This is a genomic window from Nocardioides flavus (ex Wang et al. 2016) (assembly GCF_014653115.1).
Lineage (GTDB): Bacteria > Actinomycetota > Actinomycetes > Propionibacteriales > Nocardioidaceae > Nocardioides > Nocardioides flavus.
In genome coordinates this window covers 64,640-89,236 of the sequence record NZ_BNAD01000004.1, presented here as the reverse complement: position 1 = coordinate 89,236, position 24,597 = coordinate 64,640, and the positions used below count along the sequence as shown (strand labels likewise).

The window sequence follows — 24,597 nt, the reverse complement described above, 5'->3', positions numbered from 1 at the left end:
ATGGACGCTGACGTCGAGCTCCGGCGGGCCTCCCCGGCCGACCTGCCGGCGATCGCCGAGGTCCACCTCGCGGCACGCGCCGGCGCCGGCGCCGCGTTCCCGCCGGGGGTCCACGGCGACGACGAGGTGCGGGCGTGGGTGTCGGGCTGGGACCTGGCGGCGTACGAGGTGTGGCTGGCCGAGCGCCGCGGCGAGCTGGCCGGCTACGCGCGCTGGACGGCGACCTGGCTCGACGACCTCTACGTCCACCCTCGCCACCAGGGGCACGGCGTGGGGGCGGCGCTGTTCGACCTGGTCACGTCGATGCGCCCTGGGGGCTTCTGCCTCTGGGTCTTCGAGTCCAACGCGCCGGCGCGCGCCTTCTACGGCCAGCGCGGCTGCATCGAGCTCGAGCGCACCGACGGGTCGGCCAACGAGGAGCGGGCGCCCGACATCCGGGTGGCCTGGCCGGGCGCGGAGCCGCTGACCTTCCTGCGTGGCCTGATCGACGAGACCGACCTCGTGCTCGGCGACGTCCTGGCGCGGCGCACGGCCCTGACCCGCGCGGTGCAGGCGGTGAAGCCGACCGCGCAGCGCGACCCCGGGCGCGAGGCGGAGGTCGCGCGCCGGGTGGCTGCCGTCGTGCCGGAGCTCGGGCCCGAGCGGGTCGCGCGCATCGTCGACGTGATCATCTCCGAGTCGCTCGACGCGGCGCGCTGACGTGCTGCCGCGTCGCGGGGAGGTCCTCCACTTCAGCGAGGACCCGTCGATCACGCGGTTCGAGCCGCACGTGGCCGCGACGGCGCAGCAGCCGGAGGCGTACGTCTGGGCCGTCGACGCCACCAACAGCCCGTGCTACTGGTTCCCGCGGCACTGCCCGCGAGTGTGCTCCTGGGATGAGGGCGTGCCCCGGATCCATGCGATCGAGGACCGCTGGCTGGAGGCCGTGCGGACGACCCGGCTGTACGCCTACCGCTTCGCCGCCGACGACTTCGAGCCGTTCGGTGAGCGCCCGCACGCCCACGTCGCCACTCGGCCGGTGTCCCCGCTGGCACCACCCGAGGAGGTCGGCGACCTCGTACGACTCCATGCCGAGCACGGCATCGAGCTGCTGGTCCTGCCCGCCCTGGGCGACCACTTCGCCGATGTCCGCGCGCGCGGGCTGGAGTTCTCCGCGATCCGGATGGGCAACGCCGGCATCGGGCCTGCCGGCCCGTTCCCCACGCGCCGCTGACGACGGTCGGGACGCGCCGGGGCAGGATGGGCCCATGCTGCTCCACGCCGACGTGATCGAGGAGTACCGCGACTTCGCGTCGTACGCCGCCGGCGACTCGCCCTGCTTCGAGGAGTGGGCGCTCGCGGTCGCGGAGGACGCCGAGGTGCTCGCCTGGCTCGGCACGCTGCCGACGATCAAGCGCCAGCCCAACCTCGTGTTCGCCGCCGCGCGCTGGCACGGAGCGCCCGCTCCGGGACCGTACGACGGCTTGCGCCGCGTGCTCCGAGAGCAGGAGCCGGCGGTGCGCGAGACCGTCATGACGCGGGCGACGCAGACCAACGAGGCGGGACGGCTCGCCACGCTGGCCCCGGTGCTCGGCCTCGTCGACGGCCCGCTCGCGCTGGTGGAGGTGGGTGCCAGCGCGGGCCTGTGCCTGTTCCCCGACCGGTACGACTACGACTGGCCGTCCGCGGGCACGCTGCGGGGGAGCGGCGGGCCGCGCCTCACCGCGCGGGCGACGGGCCGGCTTCCCGTGCCGACCGCCCACCCGGACGTCGCCTGGCGCGGAGGGGTTGACCTCAACCCGCTCGACGTCACCGACCCGGACGCGACGGCGTGGCTGGAGAACCTCGTGTGGCCCGAGCAGGACGAGCGGCGCGAGCGGTTGCGCGCGGCGATCGAGGTGGCCCGACGAGAACCACCCGAGGTGCGGCGCGGCGACCTGTTCGACCACCTGCCCGGCCTCCTGGGCGAGGCGGCTCGGCACGGCACGCCCGTGGTGTTCCACTCCGCGGTCGTCGCCTACCTCGAGGAACCCGGTCGCGAGCGGTTCCACGACCTCATGACGGACCTCGTGGCAGCCGGCAGGTGCCGGTGGATCAGCAACGAGGGACGCCGGGTCCTGCCCCGGGTCTCGGGCGACAGGGACGTCCCGGCGGGGCGCTTCGTGACCGCCCTCGACGGCGTCCCGGTGGCCCACAGCCACGGCCACGGCCACACGATCGACTGGCTGTGAGCGCCTCCCGGGGAGGCGAGTGTCCTGTCGGTGGGGCCCGGCACACTGACGTAGGCTGGCTGCTCTTCCCCGCTTCCTGATCAGCACGGCCCCGCTGAGCAGTCAGCACCATCCGGTCGATCTCCGATCGACCTCTGATCGACCCTGTCAGCGACCCCACGAAAGGCGCGGAAGTCTCCTCCATGTCGGCCGGCTCCTCCACCAGTTCCACGGGTGACTTCGTGCACCTGCACGTGCACACCGAGTACTCCATGCTCGACGGCGCGTCGCTGCTCGACGGGCTCTTCAGCCGGACCAGCGACCTCGGCATGCCGGCCATCGCGATGACCGACCACGGCAACCTGCACGGCGCCTACGACTTCTACTCCAAGGCCCGTCGCCACGGGGTGAAGCCCATCATCGGCATCGAGGCCTACATCACCCCCGGCACGCAGCGCGGCGAGCGTCGCCGCGTGCGGTGGGGCCAGGGCGACCTGGCCGAGGAGGGCGGCAACGACGTCGCCGGCGGCGGCGCGTACACCCACATGACGATGTGGGCCGAGACCACCGAGGGCATGCACAACCTGTTCCGGCTGTCCTCGCGCTCGAGCCTCGAGGGCTACTACTTCAAGCCCCGCATGGACAAGGAGATCCTCGCCGAGCACAGCAAGGGAATCATCGTCAGCACCGGCTGCCCCAGCGGGGCGATCCAGACGCGGCTGCGCCTGGGCCAGTACGACGAGGCGGTCCGTGAGGCCGCCGAGCTCCAGGACATCTTCGGGCGCGACAACGTCTTCCTCGAGCTCATGGACCACGGCATCGACATCGAGAAGCGCGTGCGCGACGACCTGCTGCGCCTCGGCAAGCAGATGGGGCTCCCGCCCATCGCCACCAACGACTCCCACTACAACAACCCCGAGGACGCCGCCGCCCACGACGCCCTCATCTGCGTCGCGTCCGGCAAGCGGCTCGCCGACACCGACCGGCTCAAGTTCGACGGCGGCGGCTACTACATCAAGTCCGCCGCCGAGATGCGCGAGCTGTGGGCCGACCGGTTCGGGATGCCCGAGGCGTGCGACAACACCCTCGCCATCGCCGAGCGCTGCGAGGTCGAGTTCACCGAGTCCACCGGCGGCTACATGGCGCGCGCCGACGTGCCGGCCGGCGAGACCGAGGAGAGCTGGTTCCGCAAGGAGGTCTGGCGCGGCATCGAGGCGCGCTACCCCGGCGAGCGGACGACCCAGGAGGTGCGCGACCGGGTCGAGATGGAGCTCGCGATCATCTCCCAGAAGGGCTACTGCGGCTACTACCTGGTGGTCGCCGACTTCATCAACTGGGCCAAGGACAACGGCATCCGCGTCGGTCCCGGTCGTGGCTCCGGTGCAGGATCGATTGCGGCCTACGCGCTGCGGATCACCGACCTGTGCCCGCTCGAGCACGGGCTGTTCTTCGAGCGGTTCCTCAACCCCGAGCGCCCCTCGATGCCCGACTTCGACATCGACTTCGACGACGCCCGCCGCGGCGAGGTCATCCACTACGTCAGCGAGAAGTACGGCGCCGAGCGGGTCGCGCAGATCGCGACGTTCGGCCGTCTCAAGGCCAAGGCCGCCATCAAGGACGCCGCTCGCGTCCTCGACCACGGCTTCGCCATCGGCGACCGGATCACCAAGGCCTACCCCGCCGACGTGATGGGCAAGGGGGTCGCGCTCAAGGACATCTTCAACCCCGACCACAAGCGCTACAACGACGGCGGCGAGTTCCGCGCGCTGCACAGCCAGGACCCCGACGTCCGGACGATCTACGAGACCGCGGTCGGCCTGGAGGGCCAGATCCGCAACTGGGGCGTGCACGCCGCGGGCGTGATCATGTCGAGCGAGCCGCTGATCGACATCGTGCCGATCATGGCCCGTCCCCAGGACGGCGCGGTCATCACGCAGTTCGACTACCCGATGTGCGAGTCGCTCGGGCTGGTCAAGATGGACTTCCTCGGCCTGTCCAACCTCCGCATCCTCGACGACGCGGTCAGCAACATCGAGGTCAACCGGGGCGAGAAGGTCGTCCTGGAGGAGCTGGGCTTCGAGGACCGCGCGACCTACGAGCTGATGGGCCGCGGTGACACCCTCGGCGTCTTCCAGCTCGACGGTTCGGGCATGCGCTCGCTGCTCCGGTCGCTGCAGCCCGACGCCTTCGCCGACATCACCGCCGTCAGCGCGCTCTACCGCCCCGGCCCGATGGGCGCGGACTCCCACAACAAGTACGCCCGCCGCAAGAACGGGCGCGAGGAGATCGAGCCGATCCACCCGGCGCTCGCCGAGGCGCTCGAGCCGGTGCTGGGGGAGACCTACGGCCTGATCGTCTACCAGGAGCAGGTGATGGCGATCGCGCAGGTGCTCGCCGGCTTCACCCTGGGTGCCGCCGACAACCTGCGCCGCGCGATGGGCAAGAAGAAGAAGGAGGAGCTCGACAAGCAGTACGCCGGGTTCCAGGCCGGCATGCTCGAGCGGGGCTTCCCCCAGAAGGCCATCGACAAGCTCTGGGAGATCCTGCTCCCGTTCTCCGACTACGCCTTCAACAAGTCGCACTCCGCCGCCTACGGCGTCATCACCTACTGGACCGCCTACCTCAAGGCCAACTACCCGACCGAGTACATGGCTGCGCTCCTCACCTCGGTGAAGGACGACAAGGACAAGATGGCGATCTACCTCAACGAGTGTCGCCGGATGAAGATCCAGGTCCTGCCGCCCGACGTCAACGAGTCCCACGCCAACTTCACCCCGGTCGGCACCGACATCCGCTTCGGTCTGACCGCCGTGCGCAACGTCGGCCACAACGTCGTCGCCGGCATCGTGGCCGCTCGCGAGGAGAAGGGCCGCTATGCCGACTTCAACGACTTCATGGAGAAGGTCCCGGCGCTCGTGTGCAACAAGCGGGTCGTGGAGTCGCTGATCAAGGCCGGCGCGTTCGACGACATGTCGCACAAGCGGCGCGCGCTCGCTGCGGTCCACGAGACGGCGGTCGACCAGTTCGTCGACCTCAAGAAGAACGAGGCCATCGGCCAGGACTCGCTCTTCGGCGGCCTCGGCGACGGTGACGACGACGCGGGCTTCGGCGTCAGCGTGACCATCCCCGACATCGACGACTGGGACAAGATGACCCTGCTCGGCCACGAGCGGGAGATGCTCGGGCTCTACGTCTCCGACCACCCGCTCCTCGGCCTCGAGCACGTGCTGTCCCAGGGCACCGACTGCACCATCGGCCAGCTCCTGCTCGACGAGGAGCGCGCCCACAACTCCACGCTCACCGTCAGCGGTCTCATCACCTCGGTCTCCCGCAAGATCACCAAGCGCGGCGACCCGTGGGCGACCATCACCCTCGAGGACCTCGACGGCGCGATCGACGTGCTGCTCTTCCCCAGCGCCTACACGCTGGCCTCGACCCTGCTCGTCGAGGACAACATCGTCCGGATCAAGGGCCAGCTCTCCCGTGACAAGGACCAGCCGGAGCTGCGCGCCCAGGAGGTCACCGCCCCCGACCTCACCCAGGGCCCGGCCGGTCCCGTGGTCATCAGCCTGCCGTCGACGCGCTGCACGCCGCCGGTGGTGGCCCAGCTGCGCGACGTCCTCGGCACGCACCCGGGGATGACCGAGGTCCAGCTGCGACTGCTGACCCGGAGCTCGACCAAGGTCCTGCGCCTCGACGACAACCTGCGGGTCAGCCCCAGCCCGGCGCTGTTCGCCGACCTCAAGCAGCTGCTGGGCCCGGGATGCCTGACGGGATGAGCGAGGTCGCCGACGTCCGTACGACGCCGCTGCGTCGGGTGCTGGCCGTGCTGGCGCTCTTCGTCGCGGGAGGCGCTGGCGGCGGTGTGCTGTGGGAGCGGCTCTGGCAGGCGCCGACCGGGCTGGCCTTCGAGGGCCGCTGGTACCTCGAGCCCGCCGGGCCCGACGTCTCCTTCCAGGCCATCGCGCTGTTCGTCGTGATCTCCTTCCCGCTGGGACTGGTGCTCGCGTTGCTCTCGGGGATGTGGCGCGGGCACGAGACGGCGACGCTCGTCAGCGTGGTCGTGGGGGCCGGCGTGGCCGCCTTCGTGATGTACGCCGTGGGCCACGCGCTCGGGCCCGGCGACCCGCAGGTGCTGGCAGCCGGGCAGCCCGACTACACGCCGCTCCCCGCCGACCTCGGTCTGACCGCACCCGACCCCGGTCGTGTGGCCTGGCACTCCTCCGCCCTGCTCGCGCTGCCCGCCGGTGCGATGACCGGGCTGGTCGCGACCTACCTGTTGGGAAGTCGGGGGTTGGAAAGGCGCCCACGCGGGTAGGCTCAGCACGCCCACAGGGGGGCAACCCCGGCGTCTGCCGGGAACCGCGCGACGGGGGAGCAGGACCAGATGAGCATGACACCGGGTGGCCCGACCAACGGTCCGGAGTACCTCGACGGGCCCGGGCCCGCCGACATGGCGCCCGCCGACTCCGGCGTGCCCGCCGACGACACCAGGAAGCGGCTGATCGCCCTCGGTGCCGTCGTCGCCGGCGGCGCCGTCATCGCGGGCGGCGCCTGGGCCGCCACCAGCTTCTTCGCCACCGGCGCGCAGCCGGCCGAGGCGCTGCCTGCCTCGACGGTGGGCTACCTCAGCGTCGACCTCGACCCGAGCGGCGGGCAGAAGATCGAGGCGATCCAGACCCTGCGCAAGTTCCCCGGCCTCCGGGAGGAGATGGACCTCCAGGCCGACGACGACCTGCGCGAGCGACTGTTCGAGGAGGTCCTCAAGTCCAGTGCGTGCGAGGGCATCGACTTCGCCGACGACATCGAGCCGTGGCTCGGCTCCCGCGCAGCGTTCGCCGCGGTCGACCTCGGGGACGACGAGCCGGCCCCGGTCGGGGTCATCCAGGTCAGCGACGCGGGTCAGGCAGAGGACGGCGTGTCCAAGCTGGTCGAGACCTGCGGCGCCGAGACCGACGGTGACGCCGGCGGTTGGGTCGTCGACGGCGACTGGATGGTCGTGGCCGAGACCGAGGAGATCGCCCAGCAGGTGGTCGACGCGGCCGAGGGCTCGACGCTGGCAGCCGACTCGTCCTTCCAGCGGTGGACCGGCGAGGCGGGCGACGACGGCTTCATGTCGATGTACGTCGCCAAGGGCGTCACCAAGTACGTCGAGGACCTCGGCGGCATGGGCCTGATGGGCCTGCCGGGCGCGTCCCTCGGGATGACGCCCGATGCCGCAGGTTCCGCGGCCTTCGACGAGGAGTGCCTCGAGGAGGCCACCACGGCCGAGGAGATCGACGCCTGCTTCTCGGCGACCGACGACACGTCGTCCGACCCGGGCGCCGAGGAGGTCCCCGAGGAGCTCCAGCAGATGATCAACGACTTCGACGGGGCTGCCGCCACGGTCCGCTTCGACGACGGCGCGGTCGAGGTCGAGTACGCCATGTCCAACTACAACAGCGACATGACGCGCTTCATGGACAGCGCGGAGGGCGTGGACATGCTCGCCGGCCTCCCCGACGACACCGTCGCCGCCTTCGGGTTCGCCCTCGAGGAGGGCTGGGCCGAGGCGATGCTCGACTACGTGAAGACCCTCGCGCCCGACGAGGCGGCCACGATCGACGAGCAGCTCGCCCAGTTCGAGACCGAGACCGGTCTCGCCTTCCCGGAGGACGTCGAGACCTTGCTCGGCGACGGAGTCACCGTGTCGATGGGCGGCGGTCTCGACCCCGACGCCGTCGCCAACGGCGGCCCCGAGGAGGTGCCGGCCGGCATCCGGATCAAGGGCGACGCCGACGAGATCCAGGCCGTCCTCGACAAGATCAGCGCCCAGGCCGGGCCCGAGGCCGCCGAGTTCCTCCAGGTCACCGAGGGCGACGGCTTCGCCGTGCTCGCCCTCCAGGACGACTACCGCGGCGCGCTCGAGTCCAGCGGCAGCCTCGGCGACAGCTCGGCCTACTCCGAGGTCGTGGAGGACGACGAGGCGCAGTCGGTCCTCTACGTCGACTTCAACGCCGACGACGACTGGCTCGTGCGCCTCACCGGTGACTCGCCCGACGTCAGCGAGAACCTCGAGCCGCTGGGCGCCTTCGGCGTCAGCGGCTGGGTCGACGACGAGGTCGTGCACGGCCTGGTCAAGCTGACCACCGACTGATCCGAGGGCGCCTCAGCGACCGATGGTGGCGGTCACCGCTCCGGTGACCGCCACCAGGTCGCGCGGCGCGAGCTCGATGTCGAGGCCGCGCCGACCGCCCGACACCAGGATCGAGTCGTGGTCGAGGGCGGAGGCGTCGAGGACGGTCGGGTGCGGCCTCCTCTGCCCGATGGGGGAGATCCCGCCGGCGACGTAGCCGGTCGCCCGCTCTGCCGCGCCGACGTCGGCCATCACCGCCTTGCTGCCGCCCAGCGCCCGGGCCAGTGCCTTCAGGTCGAGGTGCCCCGACACGGGGACGATGCCGACGACGAGCTCGCCGTCCAGCGAGGCCATCAGTGTCTTGAACACCCGGGTCGGATCGGCGCCCAGCGCCTGCGCCGCCTCCATCCCGTACGACTCCGCACGGGGGTCGTGCTCGTAGGCGCGCAGCTCGAAGGCGATGCCGGCACGGGTGAGCGCGACGGTCGCCGGCGTACCCCCAGCCGCGCGCGACTTCTTGGCCATCCCGAACCGCGTCAGTTGGGCGACCAGGCCGTACGGGCGACCTGGGTGGCGGGCAACGACGGGATGACGTTGATGGCGCGGAGCTCATCGGTGAGCAGCTGGGTGACCAGGATGAGCCGCTCGGTGGCGCCCTCGGCCTCCAGCAGGGACTGCCGCTCCGCCACCGGCAGGGGCGCAAGGGCCGACAGCGTCCAGGCGAGGTAGTCGGGGTCGCGGGGGAGCGTCCCGCTGTAGGGGTCGCCCTGGAGCTCGGTCATCGCGGCGCGGAAGGCGGTGAAGGTCGCGCGAGCACGGTCGAGCAGGTCCTCGGGCACCTCGACCTCCGGCTCCGGCAGCACGCTCGCCACGCCCTGGGGATAGTCGGCGCCGCGCTGCATCTCCTCGAGCACCAGCCGCTCGCGGGCCACCGCGACGATGTCGAACGTGCCGTCGTCACGTCGCTCGACGTCGGTGAGCTGCAGCATGCAGCCCACGCGGTAGACCGACTGCGCGCCGTGGTCGCCGACCTCGTAGCCCTCGCGGATGGCCACGGTGCCGAACACCCGCTGGACGGGGTCGTCGACCTCGAGCAGGTGGCGCACGAGCATCCGGTAGCGGTCCTCGAAGACGTGGAGCGGCACGCTCATCCCGGGGAACACCACGGTGCTCAACGGGAACATCGGCAGCGGCTCGCTCACGTCTGTGACACTACCGAGCGCTGTCCACCCTGCACCCGCGACTTCGGCCCGACCCGCCGGGGAACCTAGAATCAGGAGCATGTCCCTGATCCGTCGCATCGACCTGAGGGGCGCCGACGCGGCGTCCGTCGACTACCGCACGAGCGTGCCTCGCGCCGAGTTCGACGTCGAGGCCGCCACGCATCAGGTGCAGCCGATCATCGACGCGGTGCGCGCCCGCGGGGTGGAGGCCATCGCCGAGCTCTCCGAGCGCTTCGACGGCGTGCGTGTCGAGGACATCCGGGTCCCGCGCGAGGCCCTCGACCGCGCCCTCGCCGAGCTCGACCCGGCCGTGCGCGCGGCGCTGGAGGAGTCCGTACGCCGGCTGCGGGAGACCAGCGAGGCCGAGCTCGAGCGCGACGTCACCACCGAGGTGGCGCCGGGCGCGACCGTGACCCACCGCAAGGTCCCGATCGACCGCGTCGGGCTCTACGTCCCCGGCGGGCTCGCCCCGCTGGTGAGCAGCGTCGTGATGAACGTCGTGCCCGCCCAGGTGGCCGGCGTGCGCTCGATCGCCCTGGCCAGCCCGCCCCAGAAGACCCGCGGCGGCCTGCCGGAGCCCACGATCCTGGCGGCGTGCGCGCTGCTCGGCGTCGACGAGGTGTACGCCGTGGGTGGCGCCCAGGCGATCGCCATGTTCGCCCACGGTGCCGGTCCGTGCCGTCCGGTCGACCTCGTCACCGGTCCCGGCAACATCTACGTCGCGGCCGCCAAGCGGCTGGTGCGCGGCGTGGTCGGCATCGACTCCGAGGCCGGCACGACCGAGATCGCGATCCTCGCCGACGACTCCGCGGACCCGGCCTTCGTCGCGGCCGACCTGATCAGCCAGGCCGAGCACGACCCGATGGCCGCCTCGGTGCTGGTCACCGACTCGCTCGCGCTGGCCGACGCCACCGAGGTCGAGCTCGACAAGCAGGTCTTCGCCACCCGCCACACGGAGCGGGTCCGGACCGCCCTCGGTGGGCCGCAGTCCGCGATCGTGCTGGTCGACGACGTCGACCAGGGCGTGCAGGTCGTCGACGCCTATGCCGCCGAGCACCTCGAGATCCAGACACGCGACGCAGCAGCCGTCGCTGCCCGCGTGCGCAACGCGGGTGCGATCTTCGTCGGGCCCTGGGCGCCGGTGTCGCTCGGGGACTACGCCGCGGGCTCCAACCACGTGCTCCCGACCGGAGGGTGCGCGTGCCACTCCAGCGGGCTGTCGGTGCGTGCGTTCACCCGGTCGATGCACGTCGTCGACTACTCCCGGGCCGCGCTCGCCGACGTCGCCGACCACGTCGTCACGCTCGCCGAGGCCGAGGACCTGCCGGGTCACGGCCAGGCCGTCGGCGTGCGCTTCGAGCCGGGCCGGTCGGCGCAGTGAGCGCCGCCTTCCCACCCCTGCGCCAGGAGCTGCAGGGGATCGAGCCCTATGGCGCGCCGCAGCTGTCGCTGGAGCAGGCCCCGGTGCAGCTCAACGTCAACGAGAACCCGTACGGCCCCTCGCCGGAGGCGGCGGCCGACATCGCGCGATCGGTGGCGGAGGCGGCGGCGTCGTTGAACCGCTACCCCGACCGCGAGTTCGTCGAGCTCCGCTCCGCGCTCGCGGCGTACCTCGACACGTCCGGCGGCACTGGGATCACCCCCGACATGGTGTGGGCCGCCAACGGCTCCAACGAGGTGATGCTCCAGCTGCTGCAGGCCTTCGGCGGTCCCGGGCGAGTGGCGCTCTCGTTCGCCCCGACCTACTCGATGTACCCCGAGTACGCCCGCGACACGATGACCGAGTGGGTGGCCGGCCACCGGGCCGAGGACTTCTCCCTCGACCTCGACGCCGCGCGTGACCTGGTGCTGGAGCGGCGCCCGTCGGTGGTCCTGCTGCCCAGCCCCAACAACCCGACCGGCACGGCGCTGCCGCCGGAGGCGGTCACGATGCTGTGCGAGGCGGCCGCGTCCTACGAGCCGGGCGGGCTGGTGGTCGTCGACGAGGCGTACGGCGAGTTCCGTCGCGCGGGCACCTCGAGCGCGCTCGAGCTGCTGCCGCGCCACCGCAACCTCGTGGTGACCCGCACGATGAGCAAGGCGTTCGCCGCGGCCGGCCTGCGGCTGGGCTACCTCGCCGCGGACCCCGCGATCTGCGACGCGATCCGCGTCGTCCGCCTGCCCTACCACCTCTCGAGCGTCACGCAGGCGACCGCGCTGGCCGCGCTGCGCCACGCCCCCGAGCTGCTCGGCCGTGTCGACGACCTCCGCGCCGAGCGCGACGCCACCGTCACCTGGCTGCGCGAGCAGGGCTTCGAGGTCGCCGACTCCGACGCCAACTTCGTGCTGTTCGGCCGCTTCGCCGACCGGCACGCGGTCTGGCAGGGACTGGTCGAGCGCGGCGTGCTGATCCGCGAGACCGGCCCCGACGGGTGGCTGCGGGTCTCGGTGGGCACGCCGGAGGAGATGACAGCATTCAAGAAGGCACTCACGGACGTGACCAAGGAGCAAGCATGAGCCGCACCGCCAGGATCGAGCGCACCACCAAGGAGTCGACCGTCCTCGTCGAGGTCGACCTCGACGGCACGGGCCGCGCGGAGGTGTCCACCGGCGTCGGGTTCTACGACCACATGCTCGACGCGTTCGCCCGTCACTCCCTCGTCGACCTCGTGGTGCGCACCGAGGGCGACACCCACATCGACGCCCACCACTCGGTGGAGGACACCGCGATCGTCCTCGGCCAGGCGCTGCGCGAGGCGCTGGGCGACAAGTCCGGCATCCGCCGGTTCGGCGACGCCACCGTCCCGCTCGACGAGGCGGTCGTGCAGGCCGTCGTCGACGTGTCCGGCCGGCCGTTCTGCGTCCACTCGGGTGAGCCCGAGGGCCAGCAGTACGTCGCCATCGGCGGGACGGGCGCGGCCTACATGGGCTCGCTGACCCGCCACGTCTTCGAGTCGATCTCGTTCCACGCACACCTCGCGCTGCACGTACGGGTCCTCGGTGGCCGCGACCCGCACCACATCGTCGAGGCCCAGTACAAGGCCTTCGCGCGCGCGTTCCGCGACGCGATCGCGTTCGACCCCCGGGAGACGGGTGTGCCGTCGACGAAGGGTGCTCTGTGAGCAAGGACGTCGTCGTCCTCGACTACGGGTCGGGCAACCTCCGCTCGGTGGTGCGCGCCGTCGAGCGGGCCGGGGCCTCGGTGACGCTGACGAGCGACTTCGACACCGCGCTCGCGGCCGACGGGCTCGTCGTCCCGGGCGTCGGGGCCTACGCCGCCTGCATGGCCGGGCTGCGCGCGATCAAGGGCGAGCGGATCATCGGCCGACGTCTCGCCGGCGGCCGCCCGGTGCTCGGCATCTGTGTCGGGATGCAGATCCTCTTCGCCGGCGGCGTCGAGCACGGAGTGGAGACCGAGGGCTGCGACGAGTGGCCCGGCCTGGTGACCCGGCTCCAGGCCGACGTCGTGCCCCACATGGGTTGGAACACCGTGGAGGTGCCGGCAGGCACGCGCCTGTTCGCCGGCGTCGAGCACGAGCGGTTCTACTTCGTGCACTCCTACGCCGCGCGCTCGTGGGACCTCGTCACCAACGACCGGACGACCGCCCCGCTGGTGACCTGGGCCGAGCACGGGGGCGACCGGTTCGTCGCCGCCGTGGAGAACGGTCCGCTCTCGGCGACGCAGTTCCACCCGGAGAAGTCCGGCGACGCCGGCGCGGCGCTGCTGCGCAACTGGGTCTCCTCGCTGACCTGACGGGGAGGGGGCCGGGCACGGACAATGAGCCATGCCGAATCCCGCCGGCACCGGTGCCGTGCCGTACGTCACCGCGTCGGCGGTGCTCGTGACGGGCGTGCTCGCGGTTCGTGCCTGGCAGGCAGACCTGTCCGTCCCTGGAGCGACGGCCGGGCGCGCGGCACTCGACGTCGGCGTGGGCGTCGGACTCGCCTGCGCAGCACTCCTCCTGCGCTCCCACCCTGTCCGAGCGGCGCTCGTGGGCCTGACGGCCGCGACCTGGCTGCTGGGGTCTGTGCACGCGCTCGGGACGCTGCACCACGGGTTCCTGGTCCTGGCGCTGGGGACGACGACGGCGTCGAGGCCGTGGACGGGGCGGTCGCTCACCGCCGCCGCCGCCGCGGCGGTGTGCGCGTGGGGAGGCGGCGGCCAACTGGTCTCGGGCACGCTGTGCGTCGTCGTCGCAGCGCTCGTGGCCACCGGTGCCGGGCGAGGACGCGAGCGAGCCCTCACGGCGGCCGGCGGGATCGTGCTGGGGATCGTCCTCCTCGCGTCGTGGGCCCTCGAACGCTTCGCCTGGGCACGGATCGACCCGCAGGCGCTGCCGATCACCCATGACCTTGCGGTGGTGGCGGTCGCGGGTTGCCTGGTTGCTGCGAGCCGTGGCTCGGGTGACCCCGTGTGGCGCGTGCGACGAGGTCTCCTCGCGCCGGTCCCGCCGGGACAGGACCGGCGACAGGTGCTGGTCGAGGACCTGTTGCGCACCGCACTGCGCGACCCGGACCTCTCCCTGGTCCTCCACGGACCCGGCGAGCCGCCGGTGGAGGGTCGGCCCGTGCACGTCGTGCGTGCCGAGTCCGGCGAGGAGGTCGCCGTCGTCCTGTCGTCCTCGCCCCTGCTCGAGGACGCCGGGGTGGCGGCGGCCGTCGCGGAGGCCGTACGCCCGGTGGCCGCGTCGGCACGGCTCCAGCACGAGCAGGAGCACCAGCTGGAGGAGCTGCGGCGCAGCCGGACCAGGCTGATCGCGGCCGTCGACGACGAGCGCGCGGCGATCGTCGAGCTCCTCCGCAGCGACGCTCTCCGGCGTCTGGACGAGGTCATCGAGGCGCTGGCGCCGCTGACCGGCGCCCGAGCGGTCTCGGCGGACGTCGAGACGGCGCTGGAGCAGCTGGCGCGGGCGCGCGCGGACGTGCTCGCTGTCGCACAGGGGGCTCCGCCGGCCGACCTCGGCGACGGAGCGATCGAGCACGCCGTGCGGGCGCTGGCCGAGGCCAGCCCGCTCGACGTCGACGTCATGGTCGACGGCTCGGTGGCGGCTGAGCGCTCGATCGAGGCGGCGGCGTTCTACGTGTGCTCGGAGGCCTTGACGAACGCCGCGCGGCACAGCGGGGCCGGGCAGGTCCGGGTCTCGCTCTCCGAGCAGGGCGGTTCGCTGGTGCTCGAGGTGAGCGACGACGGACGGGGAGGGGCGGACCCGTCCGGTTCGGGCCTCCGCGGGCTCGCCGACCGGGTCGAGGCGGCCGGAGGGTCTCTCACCGTCACGTCGCCCGAGCTCGGCGGGACCACGGTCGTCGCGCGGCTGGGTGGCGTCAGTCCTCGATCCGCTGCCACGGCTTGACGACGTACTGCCAGGTGCCGATGTCGGCGACCAGGTCCGTGAGGGTGAGCCGCGCGCCGTCGAAGGACCACCGGACGCGGTCCACGGTGCGTGGGTAGCACGACTCCCGGTCGAGCTGGATGCCCGCTGGGAACGTGCAGTCGCTGCGCGCCCGGGCGAGCTCCGGGTCATGGACGAAGTACGCGACATCGCCGTCACCACTGACGCGTCCCGCCATCATCGGGTTGACGTCGAAGCCCGTGCCGTGGAGGCCCTCGGTGTTGTCGCAGTCGGTCCCGGTGCTGTCCCTGTGCGGCACGCAGTCGAGCTCGTACGTCCCGTCGGCGACGCGCAGCGTCCAGACCCCGGCCGTCGACTCCTTGCCCGGACCGAGCGCGGCGAGCACCTCCTCGGTCGAGACCGAGACCCGATAGGTCCCGTCAGGGATCGCGGAGACCGTGCCGGGAACGCGGATGTCGGACCGCACCTCGTAGGTGGCACGGGGCACACAGGCCGCTGCCTCCAGCGAGGCGGGCTCCGGGTGCCGCTCGGCGACCGCCTGCACGTCGGCCCACAGTGGGTCGTCGGCGAGGTCCGCGAGGACGGGCCTCAGGGCACGGACCATGCGCCCGCGCGCCCGCTCGCCGGCCGCGTGCCCCCGGACCCCGCGCGAGCACAGCTCGCTGAACGCGGCACGATCGTCGTGGTCGGCCTGCACCGAGGCCTCGCGCGCGAGCTCGGCGGCACGCGTCACCCACCCCCGCTGCAGCTCGGTCATCGAGTCCCATCGGGCCTGCGACAGGACCGGCACGAACACCTTGGGCCACAGGACCACGCCGGTGGTCAGGTGTCCGGCCTCGGTGCTGTGGCCGTTGGCGTGGTACTGCGCGACGTCCATCTCGACCGCGTCGAGCTCGCCCTGCCCGACCATGCGGAGCCAGCCGGTCCCGGCCCGCACCGGGGTCGCGCCGAGCGCCTCGAGGGCCGCGTCCTGCACCGGTGAGTTGTACGAGCGCACCCGTCTGCCGGCCCACGTCTCCGGACCGAGGAGCGGCTCTCCAGTGGCGAAGGGACGACGGAGTGGCCCGGCGGTCAGGCTCAGGCCGACGACCCCGGACCCCCCGAGACGCGCGAGCAGGTCGTCGGCGACCGGCGAGGTGACCAGGTCCCGCACGGCGGCGTGGCTGGTCAGCGTCATCGGGGCCTCGACGACCTCGAGCCCCGGGATCCCGGCCGCTGCGAACGCCCGGGTGGCCGGCCAGCCCCCGTCGACGTCGCCGGCGGCGATGGCCGCGACCAGGTCGGACTCCTCGTCCGCGGCGTGGTCCGCGAAGGACTCCGTGTCCAGCTCGACCCGGATCCGCCCGTCCGAGACGACCTCGAGCTGCTCGGCGAACGTGGCGGGGCCGACGTACTGAGGGTTGTCGGCGGGATCGCCGATCGCGGCGAGCCGGAGCACGACGACCTGGCTCCCGGACTTCCCGCCCGTCCCGACGCCGGGCGTGCACGCGGCGAACGCCAGCGCACCCGCCAGCGCCAGCACCACTGGGAGCAACACTCTGCGTGCCATGGCTCAACGACCTCGAGGCCGACTCTACCTGCGCGCGCGGTCGGCGACGTCGCGCACGGCTGCCGCGATCTCGTCAGGCACGAACGGCTCCATGAAGTGCGGGGCGTCCACCCATCGCAGCTCGCCCGGCGCGAAGCGCCCCACGTAGCCCTCGAGCGCCGCGATGATGTTGTCGTCGTACTCCGGTATGCCCAGGCCGCCCCACGGTTCCTGCGCCGATGCGAGGTAGGTCACCGGGATGCGGGGCTCTCTCCCGATGTGGCGCGCCGCCTTCTTCATCGCCTTCCAGTGGCTGATGCGCTCGACCTCGCAGCACATGTCGGAGCGGTGGAAGGACTGGTAGCGGTCGAGGCGCGGGAAGTACCGGTCGAACTGGAGCTCGTCGGGGAACATCGAGTCGAGGAGCACCATGCCCGCGACCTGGTCGGGGTGCTCGTTGGCGTACAGGTAGGACAGCAGGCCGCCGAACGACGCGCCGAGCAGGACGTACGGCGGTTCCACGCCGGCTGCGCCCAGCAGGCGCTCGAGGTCGCGCAGCGCGTCCTTGGGCTGCTGGACGGCGTCGACGGTCTCGCTCAGCCCCACGTTGCGCCGGTCGTAGAGACACACGTGGTGGTCCTCGTCGAGCAGGTCGCGGATCGCGAGGGCATTGGCGTGGGGGACGGTGTCGGCGTCCCAGACCGCTCCGTGCATGTAGACCACTGTGGGCGAGCCGGAGCCGGAGCAGGTCAGGAAGAGTCGGTGCCCGCCGACGTCGTGGAGACCCTCGACGACGGTGTCCTGCGCACCTGCCGCGGACGGGGTGGGCGTGGCGAGGGCCGTGCTCGCAGCAGTGACGAGCGCGAGGGTGACGGCGGCAACACGCGGAGCGATGTTCTTCATGGTCGACCTCCTGGGTGGGGGACTCCACGGTCCGGCGACGGACTGTCCGAGCGCCATCGAGCCAGCACCAGGTCGTTGCGGATGACCGCAGGGCAGGACGGGAGCACAATCGGTCCATGCACCCGGACGTGATCGCCTCGCTGGTGGTCGCGGGCCTGTCCGGCGCCGTCGGACTGGCGGCCGTGGCGTGGGCGGTGAGCAGGCGCGCCCGGCTGGTCGGCTGGGCGCTCGTCCTGCTCGTGGTCTGCGGTGCCTCACCCGTCGCGGCGGGGCTGCCCCAGGTGCCGGCAGAGCTGGTCGTGCCACTCCTGGCGCTGGCCCCCCTGCAGTCCGTCGCTCCCGTGCTCCTGCTCGACGGGTGGCTCGGTGGCGGCCCGTCCCGCGCAGCGCTGCTCGTCGGCCTGCTCGCCCTCGCGTCGGCCGTGGTGGTCGCTCTCGCGTACGCCACCTTCGAGGACCCGCGGTGCGTGATCGCGTGCGACGCGCGGGGCGAGCCGCTGGTGGGGACCGCCGTCGAGGCCGCCGCGAGGACCAGCACCGGCTTGCTCGCGGGCGCCGCGGCCGTCGCGCTCGCGGCCGTGACCACCAGCGAGGGACCTGGCCCGGTCCGTGCGGGCGCGATGACGGCCACCCTGGGGGTCCTGGCCGTCGCGGCCGCGCGCTGGACGTCGTGGGGAGTGGGCCCCCGGCTGGTCGAGAGCGCGGGGTGGCTGCTCCTCCCCGCGGCCGGGGCAGGGGCCGGTGTCCTCCTCGCCGCTCTGCGGACGAGGGTGGTGCGGCGACGGCTCGAGGCGGCGGCCCGCCGTCTCGAGGACCTGGTGGTCTCGCCCGTGCCGTCGAAGCAGCCCGAGGTCCCGCTCCCGCCCCCGGACGACGGACCCGGTGCGTCACTCGTCGACGAGATCCTGCGCGACAACCTGCGGACTGCTGCGGGCATCGCGGCGCGCAGCCTCGAGGTGCGCCAGTCCCAGGCCCGCGTCGTGGATGCGGCCGACCGCGAGAGGCGCCGCATCGAGCGGGACCTCCACGACGGGACGCAGCAGAGGCTGGTCGCGGCGACGTTCTGCCTCGCGCTTGCCGAGGGCAGGGCGACCCCGGACGATCGGGCGGTCCTCCGGTCGGCCGTCGAGCAGCTGCAGGGCGTGCTGGACGGGCTGCGCGCAGTGGGGCAGGCGGTCTTCCCGCGGCTGCTCGAGTCGGACGGCCTGGTCGCTGCTCTGCGGGGTCTTGCTGCCACGGCTCCCGTCCCCGTGCGGCTGGTCCCACCACCCGAGCTGCCCGCCGTGCCGCGGGCCGAGGCGATGTCCGCGTACGCCTGCGTGCGCGCGCTGGCCGTGCCGGACGCGCGGCACGTCGAGGTCGAGGTCGACGTGAAGGAGCGTGCCGACCTTCGGCTTAGCATCCTCTCGGGGTTCACCGCCGAACGCGCCCGGTCCGTGGTCGACGCGGTGCGGGACCGCGTGGGTGCGGTCGGGGGGAGGATCGACGTCACGGCTGCTGACGAGGGATCGGTCGTCGAGGTGGTGATCCCGTGCGGGTCGTGATCGCCGACGACGTCATGCTGATCAGGTCCGGCCTCTCGCGGCTCCTCCAGGAGGCGGGCGTCACGGTCGTCGGTGAGGCGCGCGACGCCGAGGAGCTCCTGCGGCTCGTCGGCCTCGAGCAGCCCGACGTGGCGATCGTCGACATCCGCATGCCGCCTCGCCAGACGGACGAGGGCCTCGTGGCGACGCGCCGGATCCGTCAGGAACATCCCGCGACGGGCGTGGTCGTGCTGAGCCAGCACCTCGAGCCGCTCTATGCCAAGCAGCTGCTGACCGAGCAGCCCTACGGTGTCGGCTACCTCCTCAAGGAACGGGTGTCGGACATCGCCGTGCTGGTCGACGCCTGTCGGCGGGTCACGGAGGGAGAGTGCGTCATCGACCCGACGATCGTCACCATGGTGCTGCGCCAGCAGGCCCCCGACTCACCCGTGCAGTCCCTGACCGATCGTGAGCGTTCGGTGCTGGCGCTGATGGCGGAGGGCTGCTCCAACGCCGCGATCGCCAGCCGGCTGCATGTGAGTGAACGCACGGTCGAGGCTGCGTGCGCTGTGGTCTTCCGCAAGCTCGGGCTCGAGCCCTCGTCCGAGGTGAATCGACGCGTGCTGGCCGTTCTCGCCGTGGTGCGTGGCTGACCGTACGTCCCACGAAATGGGGTCGTCCCCGGCCGGGCGCCGCGTCTACCGTCACGTCATGGCCGACACGCTGAGCATGAACCAGGTCATCCACGCCGCGGTGCGCCGGGACGTGGCTCGGACCGAGCGGGCACTCCGTGACCTGCGGGCCGGCGACGTCGTTCGCGCCCGGCAGGTCCGCACCGCCTGGCGGAACCTGGTCCGCGAGCTGACCCACCATCACGAAGCGGAGGACAGCATCGCGTGGCCGTTCCTGGCCGCGCGTGGCTTCGACGCCTTGCTCCTCGAGCAGATGGAGGCCGAGCACGTCGCGATGAAGCACGCGCTCGCCGCGTCGTCGGCTGCCATCGACGACGTCGTCGCCGCGCCGACCGAGGCGACGGCCGCTGCGGCCGCCGACGAGGTCGCCCGCGCGAGTGAGGTCATCAACGGCCACCTCGCACACGAGGAGGCCGACGTCGAGGGCATCATGGGAGAGCTCGAGGACGATCCCGAGTGGAAGAAGGCCGCCGGCAAGATGCGCCCCGCGAGCATCGTCGACGCCGCGAACGCCTTGGCGTGGATGCAGGACGGTGCGGGGCAGCGGGAGCGGTCGTCGCTGCGCGCCACCGTCCCCGGCCCGGTCGTGACGGTCCTGACGCTGCTCCTGGCGCGCCGCTATCGCCGCGAGGTCGCACCGGTCTGGCGTTAGCGACCCGCCGCGTCGCGCTCAGCCAGTGCCTTGAGGGTCAGCAGCTGCTTGCGCGCCATCACGAGGTCGCCCACCGACAGCAGGGGCGCCAGCCAACGGCTCGTCGAGGCGACGATCTTCAGCAACAGCCGGGTGTCGCGCGCGCCCGGCACCACGGCGTACGACATGTGGGCGCCCATGATCTCGGCGGTCAGCTCCCGGCCGGGGTCGACCGCCACCACGCGGCCCTGGTCGCGGCCGAACGCGCGGGTGAACGGGTCCCCGACCCGCGGGTCCGGCACGTCGAGCAGGGCGCGGGGAGAGCGCCGCCCGAGGTTGTCGACCAGGTCGTAGGAGTACGGCGCCACCCGTACCTGCCGCACCCGCTCCCACACGGCCTCCGCCGGGGCGTGGACCGTGACCCCGCGCCAGGCCTCCAGCGTCGGTTCCGGGACGAGGTCGTCGCAGCCGTAGCGACGCTGCACCTCCGCGTCGCTCACGCCCCACTGGTCCCCGATCACAGTGCCACGCTAGCCCGGCCGTGGAACGGCGAGCGAAACTCTTGTTGGCCGCACCCCGTTGGTCGAGGAGGGACGGAGTCCCGTCACGGGACCCGATCCCCGCTGGTCGCGTATCCCCTTCTCGCTGGTCGAGTAGCCCGCGAGGAATGAGCGGGCGTATCGAGACCCCCTCCACGCGCTGGTCGAAGAGGGACGGAGTCCCGTCACGAGACCGCCCCCGGGAGCCACGAACATCATCAGTGTCGGTGGGCTCCCGTATGGTCGAACACATGATCGAAGTAGCGGCAGGACCCGGGACCGTTGAGGCAGAGGACCTCACCGCCTCCGGCCTGCTCGCCGCGATCCGCTCCGCCCGCGAGGCCGAGAACCAGGCAGCCGCCGAGCAGCTGGACCTGGCCGCGCGGTGGGCCGACCTGCACCCGCCGGAGTCCATCCACTCCGCCGCCTCGTTCACCGTCCCAGGATGCGAGCACGAGGAACCCATCGCCGGCGAAGGCACGCCCCTGGTCGCGGAGTTCTGCATCGCCGAGCTCGGCACCGTCCTCGGCATCTCGACGGTCGCGGCGAAGAAGCTCATCGGCCACGCGCTCGAGCTGCGCCACCGCCTCCCCCGCCTGTGGGCGCAGGTGCACGCCGGTGCCATGCCGGCGTGGCGTGCCCGTGCCGTTGCAGAGACCACCATCCACACCAACCCCGTCCTGACTCGTGAGGCTGCCGGGTTCGTCGACGCCCAGGTCGCCGCCGTCGCCGGCAGGATCGGGCCCGCGCAGCTCGACCGCCTCGTCGCCGAGACCATCAAGCGCTACGACCTCGCCGTCGCCGACCCCACCCAGGACCCGGAGGACGGGTACCTGTCGGTGGACCCGCGCCACGTGACCATCCATGACGACGACGTCCACTTCGCCGGCACGATGCGCATCGAGGCCGAGGTCGACCTGGCCGACGCCCTCGACTTCGAGCGCGCGGTCGCCCACGGCGCCGAGGCCCAGAAAGCCCTCGGGTCCGACCTGCCGCTCGACGCGCGGCGGGCCAAGGCGCTCGGTGACCTCGCGCGTACCCAGACCGCGCTCGATCTTGCCGGTCCCGGTGCCGATCGCGAGGACCTCCCGGCCGCACGGGAGGTCGTGATCCACGCCCACTTCGACGCGTCCGTGTCCGGTGACGCCACGGTCTTCGGCCCGACCGGGCGGCTCGAGAACGGCCGACGCCTCATCCTGCTCGAGCAGCTCCAGTCCTGGTGCGGCGACACCCGCACTCAGGTCACCGTGAAGCCGGTGATCGACCTCAACGTTCCGCTGACCGCGCAGGGCTACGCGATCCCCGACCAGATCCGCGAGCAGATCATCCTGCGCGATCGCACGTGCGTGTTCCCTCATTGCCCCCGCCCGGCTCGGGGCTGCGACATCGACCACGTCGTGCCGTGGGACCCCGACGCCGAAGCCGAGGGCAGACCCCAGCCCGGGCACACGACCACCAGCAACCTCGCCGCATTGTGTCGGTTCCACCATCGCGTCAAGACCCACTCACCTTGGCACTACGAGACCACAGCGCCCGGGGTGTTCGAGTGGACGTCGCCCCACGGTTACCGCTACCGCTGCGACCACACCGGCACCACCGAGGTGCCGTCCGACATCCCACCCGGCATCCCGCGACCCCGCCGACGATGACCCCGCCCCACACCCCGCCAGGCCACGCGCTGACGGGGCCACAGGCATGCTCGTCGGTCAGCTGTGTGGTGCGACCGCGTCGAGCGCGGCGCGCACCTGCGCGGCCAGCCAGTCCGCATCCACCGCGCTCGTCGTGTCGACCCGGATGACGTAGCCGAGGCCCATCGGGCCGCGGGCACGTGCCGGCAGGCGACGGAACGACTCGTGCACCTCGCGGGGTGACCGTGTGTCGTCGTGATGGCCGGGATGGCGACTACGCGAGACGAACCTCGATGCCGCCGTTTCGGTTGGACAGGCGCAGAACACCTCCACGACCGGCAAGCCGATGTCGCGCAATCTCGCCGGAGCCGAAGCGTGATCCCACCAGTTCACCAGGATCGCAGCCGAAGAGGTGGCTGCCAGCACGTAGAGCACCTCGTCGCTCGCCCGGCTGAGTCGGGCGCGCTCCTGCGTGTCCGGGCAGCCGAGGTTGTCGAACAGCGCCTCGAGAACTGCGTCCTTGTCGATGAGCGGCAACGACAGTCGCTGGCTCAGGAGCGTGCCGACCGTCGTCTTGCCGCTCGCCGGAAGACCGGACACCACCACTAACCGCGACCTCACCGTGACAGCCTTCCATCCGGCACGGGGCAGACGCGACGACCCGACCCGCGCGCCGCGCCCCCGAATGGTCGGCCCTGGTGAGCCCCGTCTCGCCGCGCCACCGCGAGGTGGGGGAGACACCGGACCACTCCTAGGATCGACCCATGCCCAGCACCCCCGAGCAGCCCTACCTCGAGCTCCTGCCCGCCGTCGACATCAAGGGCGGCCAGGCCGTCCAGCTGGTGCAGGGCGTGGACGGGTCCGAGAAGCGCTTCGGCGACCCCGTCGAGGCCGCCCTGCGCTGGCAGGACGCCGGCGCGGAGTGGATCCACCTCGTCGACCTCGACGCCGCGTTCGGCCACGGCCACAACCGCGAGCTCCAGGCGAGGATCGTCGGCACGCTCGACATCCAGGTCGAGATGAGCGGCGGGATCCGCGACGACGAGTCTCTGGAGGCCGCGATGGCCACCGGCTGCCGTCGCGTCAACATCGGCACGGCGGCGCTCGAGCAGCCCGAGTGGTGCGCCCGCGCCATCGCGACGTACGGCGACCGCGTGGCCGTGGGTCTCGACGTCCGTGGCACCACCCTCGCGGCGCGCGGGTGGACCCGCGAGGGCGGCGACCTGTACGAGACGCTCGCCCGCCTCGACTCCGAGGGGTGCGCGCGCTACGTCGTCACCGACGTCAACAAGGACGGCATGCTCCAGGGGCCCAACCTCCAGCTCCTGCGCGACGTCTGCGCCGCCACCGACAAGCCGGTCGTCGCCAGCGGCGGCGTCACCACGCTCGACGACATCCGCGCCCTGATGACCCTCGTCGACGAGGGAGTGGAGGGCGCCATCGCCGGCACGGCGCTCTACGAGGGCCGCTTCACCCTCGAGGACGCGCTGGCGCTGACGAGGCCGGCGTCATGAGCCTCGCCATCCGTGTCATCCCCTGCCTCGACGTCGACGGCGGGCGCGTCGTCAAGGGCGTCAACTTCACCGAGCTGCGCGACGCCGGCGACCCCGTCGAGCTGGCCCGGCTCTACGACGCCGAGGGCGCTGACGAGCTGACCTTCCTCGACATCTCCGCCTCCCACGAGGGCCGCGCCACCACGATGGAGGTGGTCAGCCGGTGCGCCGAGGAGGTGTTCATCCCCCTCACCGTCGGCGGCGGGGTCAGCAGCGTCGCCGACGTCGACCGCCTGCTGCGCGCCGGTGCCGACAAGGTCGCGGTCAACACCGCGGCCATCCACCGTCCCGAGCTCGTCGCGGAGATCGCCGACCGCTTCGGCAACCAGGTGCTGGTGCTGAGCGTCGACGCGCGCCGCACCACCGGTGAGGAGCGCACGACCAGCGGCTTCGAGGTCACCACGCACGGCGGCCGCAAGAGCGCCGGGCTGGACGCGGTCGAGTGGGCCGTACGGGCCGCCGAGCTCGGCGCAGGCGAGATCCTCCTCAACGCCATGGACGCCGACGGGACGACCGACGGCTTCGACCTCGAGCTCATCAGGGCCGTGCGGAGCGAGGTGAGCATCCCGGTGATCGCGAGCGGGGGAGCGGGCGCCGTCGAGCACTTCCCGCCGGCCGTCGAGGCCGGCGCCGACGCGGTGCTGGCAGCAACCGTCTTCCACTTCGGCACGCTCAGCATCGCCGACGTCAAGGCCGGTCTGTCCGCGGCCGGTCACCCCGTCCGCTGAGAGCGGGCGGAGTCG

The 24,597-nt window shown here is 72.4% G+C and carries 23 protein-coding genes; 17 read left to right on the top strand and 6 right to left on the bottom strand.

The annotated features are described in order from the left end of the window. From IE200_RS09075 to IE200_RS09050, 6 genes are all read left to right on the top strand, one after another. Window positions 1-699 (top strand): GNAT family N-acetyltransferase, encoded by a 699-nt coding sequence (locus IE200_RS09075; RefSeq protein WP_191279156.1) that lies wholly within the window; start codon window positions 1-3, stop codon window positions 697-699. Between the two features lies 1 nt (window position 700). Then, window positions 701-1,213 carry a DUF6886 family protein gene (locus IE200_RS09070; RefSeq protein WP_191279155.1) on the top strand — a complete coding sequence of 171 codons (513 nt, stop codon included), beginning with the start codon at window positions 701-703 and terminating at the stop codon, window positions 1,211-1,213. 34 nt (window positions 1,214-1,247) lie between these two features. Further along, window positions 1,248-2,210 (top strand): DUF2332 domain-containing protein, encoded by a 963-nt coding sequence (locus IE200_RS09065; RefSeq protein ID WP_191279154.1) that lies wholly within the window; start codon window positions 1,248-1,250, stop codon window positions 2,208-2,210. A gap of 182 nt (window positions 2,211-2,392) precedes the next feature. Beyond that, window positions 2,393-5,968, top strand: a complete 3,576-nt coding sequence (gene dnaE / locus IE200_RS09060) for a DNA polymerase III subunit alpha (protein WP_191279153.1) — start codon at window positions 2,393-2,395, stop codon at window positions 5,966-5,968. Next, window positions 5,965-6,507: a hypothetical protein gene (locus IE200_RS09055; RefSeq protein WP_191279152.1), complete on the top strand. Its 543-nt coding sequence runs from the start codon at window positions 5,965-5,967 to the stop codon at window positions 6,505-6,507. The genes dnaE and IE200_RS09055 overlap by 4 nt, the downstream gene beginning before the upstream one ends. A 69-nt stretch (window positions 6,508-6,576) precedes the next feature. Continuing rightward, window positions 6,577-8,325 (top strand): DUF3352 domain-containing protein, encoded by a 1,749-nt coding sequence (locus IE200_RS09050; protein WP_191279151.1) that lies wholly within the window; start codon window positions 6,577-6,579, stop codon window positions 8,323-8,325. Window positions 8,326-8,337: 12 nt separating this feature from the next. On the opposite strand, the gene ybaK is transcribed toward IE200_RS09050, so the two are convergent. Next, window positions 8,338-8,829, bottom strand: coding sequence for a Cys-tRNA(Pro) deacylase (gene ybaK, locus IE200_RS09045; RefSeq protein ID WP_191279150.1), 492 nt, complete (start codon window positions 8,827-8,829; stop codon window positions 8,338-8,340). Between the two features lie 11 nt (window positions 8,830-8,840). After that, window positions 8,841-9,506 (bottom strand): LON peptidase substrate-binding domain-containing protein, encoded by a 666-nt coding sequence (locus IE200_RS09040; protein WP_191279149.1) that lies wholly within the window; start codon window positions 9,504-9,506, stop codon window positions 8,841-8,843. Between the two features lie 85 nt (window positions 9,507-9,591). Here IE200_RS09040 and hisD point away from each other — a divergent pair, with 85 nt between their 5' ends. Genes hisD through IE200_RS09015 form a run of 5 tightly spaced genes read left to right on the top strand, consistent with a single transcriptional unit; the run spans window position 9,592 to window position 14,857 of the window. Then, entirely contained in the window at window positions 9,592-10,908 is a 1,317-nt protein-coding gene (gene hisD, locus IE200_RS09035; protein WP_191279393.1) for a histidinol dehydrogenase, read from the top strand. Further along, window positions 10,905-12,023: a histidinol-phosphate transaminase gene (locus tag IE200_RS09030; protein ID WP_191279148.1), complete on the top strand. Its 1,119-nt coding sequence runs from the start codon at window positions 10,905-10,907 to the stop codon at window positions 12,021-12,023. The genes hisD and IE200_RS09030 overlap by 4 nt, the downstream gene beginning before the upstream one ends. Then, on the top strand, window positions 12,020-12,628 hold the full coding sequence (gene hisB, locus IE200_RS09025; protein ID WP_191279147.1) for an imidazoleglycerol-phosphate dehydratase HisB: 609 nt from the start codon (window positions 12,020-12,022) through the stop codon (window positions 12,626-12,628). The genes IE200_RS09030 and hisB overlap by 4 nt, the downstream gene beginning before the upstream one ends. Beyond that, window positions 12,625-13,260 (top strand): imidazole glycerol phosphate synthase subunit HisH, encoded by a 636-nt coding sequence (gene hisH / locus IE200_RS09020; RefSeq protein ID WP_191279146.1) that lies wholly within the window; start codon window positions 12,625-12,627, stop codon window positions 13,258-13,260. Before hisB ends, hisH begins: the two co-directional genes overlap by 4 nt. Window positions 13,261-13,291: 31 nt before the next feature. Beyond that, on the top strand, window positions 13,292-14,857 hold the full coding sequence (locus tag IE200_RS09015; protein ID WP_191279145.1) for a sensor histidine kinase: 1,566 nt from the start codon (window positions 13,292-13,294) through the stop codon (window positions 14,855-14,857). On the opposite strand, the gene IE200_RS09010 is transcribed toward IE200_RS09015, so the two are convergent. Continuing rightward, a complete protein-coding gene (locus IE200_RS09010) occupies window positions 14,829-16,406 on the bottom strand; it encodes a TRAP transporter substrate-binding protein (RefSeq protein WP_191279144.1) in 1,578 nt (525 codons plus the stop codon). The two genes, IE200_RS09015 and IE200_RS09010, sit on opposite strands and share 29 nt — an antisense overlap. A gap of 24 nt (window positions 16,407-16,430) precedes the next feature. After that, complete coding sequence (locus IE200_RS09005; RefSeq protein ID WP_191279143.1) at window positions 16,431-17,288, bottom strand: alpha/beta fold hydrolase; 858 nt, start codon at window positions 17,286-17,288, stop codon at window positions 16,431-16,433. Window positions 17,289-17,404: 116 nt separating this feature from the next. Here IE200_RS09005 and IE200_RS09000 point away from each other — a divergent pair, with 116 nt between their 5' ends. From IE200_RS09000 to IE200_RS08990, 3 genes are read left to right on the top strand one after another with little or no spacing between them, the layout of a single operon-like run. Further along, window positions 17,405-18,832 carry a histidine kinase gene (locus IE200_RS09000; RefSeq protein ID WP_191279142.1) on the top strand — a complete coding sequence of 476 codons (1,428 nt, stop codon included), beginning with the start codon at window positions 17,405-17,407 and terminating at the stop codon, window positions 18,830-18,832. Then, complete coding sequence (locus IE200_RS08995; protein WP_191279141.1) at window positions 18,820-19,464, top strand: response regulator transcription factor; 645 nt, start codon at window positions 18,820-18,822, stop codon at window positions 19,462-19,464. Before IE200_RS09000 ends, IE200_RS08995 begins: the two co-directional genes overlap by 13 nt. A 58-nt stretch (window positions 19,465-19,522) precedes the next feature. Next, entirely contained in the window at window positions 19,523-20,155 is a 633-nt protein-coding gene (locus IE200_RS08990; protein ID WP_191279140.1) for a hemerythrin domain-containing protein, read from the top strand. Here the strand turns inward: IE200_RS08990 and IE200_RS08985 are convergent. Beyond that, window positions 20,152-20,655 carry a polyketide cyclase gene (locus IE200_RS08985; protein ID WP_191279139.1) on the bottom strand — a complete coding sequence of 168 codons (504 nt, stop codon included), beginning with the start codon at window positions 20,653-20,655 and terminating at the stop codon, window positions 20,152-20,154. The two genes, IE200_RS08990 and IE200_RS08985, sit on opposite strands and share 4 nt — an antisense overlap. 269 nt (window positions 20,656-20,924) lie before the next feature. On the opposite strand from IE200_RS08985, the gene IE200_RS08980 reads away from it, so the two are divergent. Next, the gene (locus IE200_RS08980) at window positions 20,925-22,322 is read left to right on the top strand and encodes an HNH endonuclease signature motif containing protein (protein ID WP_191279138.1); all 1,398 of its coding nucleotides are present in this window, start codon (window positions 20,925-20,927) and stop codon (window positions 22,320-22,322) included. A gap of 57 nt (window positions 22,323-22,379) precedes the next feature. On the opposite strand, the gene IE200_RS08975 is transcribed toward IE200_RS08980, so the two are convergent. Next, window positions 22,380-22,907: an AAA family ATPase gene (locus IE200_RS08975; protein WP_191279137.1), complete on the bottom strand. Its 528-nt coding sequence runs from the start codon at window positions 22,905-22,907 to the stop codon at window positions 22,380-22,382. Between the two features lie 158 nt (window positions 22,908-23,065). On the opposite strand from IE200_RS08975, the gene priA reads away from it, so the two are divergent. Further along, complete coding sequence (priA, locus tag IE200_RS08970) at window positions 23,066-23,815, top strand: bifunctional 1-(5-phosphoribosyl)-5-((5-phosphoribosylamino)methylideneamino)imidazole-4-carboxamide isomerase/phosphoribosylanthranilate isomerase PriA (protein WP_191279136.1); 750 nt, start codon at window positions 23,066-23,068, stop codon at window positions 23,813-23,815. Further along, window positions 23,812-24,582: an imidazole glycerol phosphate synthase subunit HisF gene (gene hisF / locus IE200_RS08965; RefSeq protein ID WP_191279135.1), complete on the top strand. Its 771-nt coding sequence runs from the start codon at window positions 23,812-23,814 to the stop codon at window positions 24,580-24,582. Before priA ends, hisF begins: the two co-directional genes overlap by 4 nt. Window positions 24,583-24,597 lie beyond the last annotated feature (15 nt).